The sequence below is a fragment of the Clostridium peptidivorans genome, assembly GCF_900205925.1.
Classification (GTDB): domain Bacteria; phylum Bacillota; class Clostridia; order Clostridiales; family Clostridiaceae; genus Clostridium_AK; species Clostridium_AK peptidivorans.
The window spans coordinates 1-1,154 of sequence record NZ_OAOD01000054.1 but is presented as its reverse complement, the minus strand read 5'-3'; the positions used below and the strand labels follow the sequence as shown (position 1 = coordinate 1,154).

General features: G+C 31.1%; 2 protein-coding genes. Both read left to right on the top strand.

From position 1 onward, the window contains the following. Window positions 1-357, top strand: a 357-nt coding sequence (locus CRN98_RS17280) for a CAP domain-containing protein (protein ID WP_242960918.1), incomplete at its 5' end; no start/stop codon positions are given. 183 nt (window positions 358-540) lie between these two features. Then, a partial coding sequence (locus tag CRN98_RS17275; RefSeq protein ID WP_341455870.1) for a CAP domain-containing protein occupies window positions 541-1,154 on the top strand: 614 nt, incomplete at its 3' end.

Genomic DNA, 1,154 nt, shown 5'->3' with positions numbered 1-1,154 from the left:
AAAGAAGTAGTAAGACTTACAAATATTGAAAGATCAAAACAAGGTTTAAAACCACTAACATTAAATGCTGAATTAAGCAAAGTTGCTAGAATAAAATCTAAAGATATGGTTGATAAGAAATATTTTGACCATAATTCACCAACATACGGTTCACCATTTGATATGATGAAATCCTTTGGAATTTCCTATAGAGCAGCAGGAGAAAACATTGCTTATGGACAAAGAACTCCAGAAGAAGTTGTAAAGGGATGGATGAATTCCCCAGGACACAGAGCAAATATATTAAATGGTAACTTCACTGAAATAGGTGTAGGTTTCTATAATAATTACTGGACACAAATGTTTATAGGGAAATAATATACTTTTCAATATAGATTTTCAGTACAGAAGAAAAAGAAAAAATTAGTAAGTAAAATTAGAATATATAGACAATTCTTAATGTAATTTGTGGTATTTTTTAAATTCTATTAAAATTTACTGAAAAACATGTTATAATGACTTTGGTGAATGGCCAAGAAAAGTGATAGAGGAGGATTATCAATGAAAAGATTAGCAGTTTTGGTGTCAACAATTGCGATAATAGCATCCTTAGCTTCTGGATGTAGCAATTCATCATCCGAAAAATTAACAGGTGTTAATAAGGCCCCAATAGCAGTTGAAAATCAAGAAGGGGTTAAAGGCTCAACAGACGTTAAAGAAGAACTTTCAAAAGTTACAGGGAATAAAGAAACAAATAATGTAGAAGCTAAAGCAGAAAATAACAATAATGTATCTGAAGACAAAACGTCTACGAGTAATGAAGGTAAAAAAGAAGTAACTAAAACTGAAGAAAAAGAAGTTGCTGTACAAAATAATGCTGTACAAAATAATAATGAATGCATTTCTGGTACAAATAAGTGGACAAACACAGTAACTAAGGTTAAGAGACCACAAAAAACTAAACCAGTAACAAAGCCTGACGTGAAACCAGAACCTCCAAAGCCAACTACTCCAGATAACAATGCTGGACAAGCTGGAGATTCACAGGTAAATGAGTTTGAAAAAGAAGTAGTAAGACTTACAAATATTGAAAGATCAAAACAAGGTTTAAAACCACTAACATTAAATGCTGAATTAAGCAAAGTTGCTAGAATAAAATCTAAAGATATGGTTGA